General features: G+C 45.8%; 1 protein-coding gene. It reads left to right on the forward strand.

Features of this window, described 5'->3' with window-relative positions; translation table 11 throughout:
* A partial coding sequence (locus tag ACYQ4O_RS13055; protein ID WP_460175885.1) for a zinc ribbon domain-containing protein occupies nt 1–297 on the forward strand: 297 nt, incomplete at both ends.

Raw genomic sequence — 297 nt, forward strand, 5'->3', positions numbered from 1 at the left:
TGACCAAGGATGGTATTCTTTCAAGACAATGTTGGCTTACAAGCTGGAAGAAAGAGGAGGGTTGCTGGTATTGGTTTCTCCGAAAAATACGAGCAGAACTTGTCCGAATTGCGGATATATTTCGGCAAAAAACAGACAAACGCAAGCACATTTCGAATGTACCAAATGCAGATACAAAGAAAATGCCGATGTCGTGGGAGCGATAAATGTATTAAGGGCGGGACACGCCCGGTTAGCCTGTGAAATGAACGGTGCAGTAAGGCCGTTGTCAGCAGGAACCCAACGAGACCTTCTACA

Source organism: Turicimonas sp. TL08, from assembly GCF_054660695.1.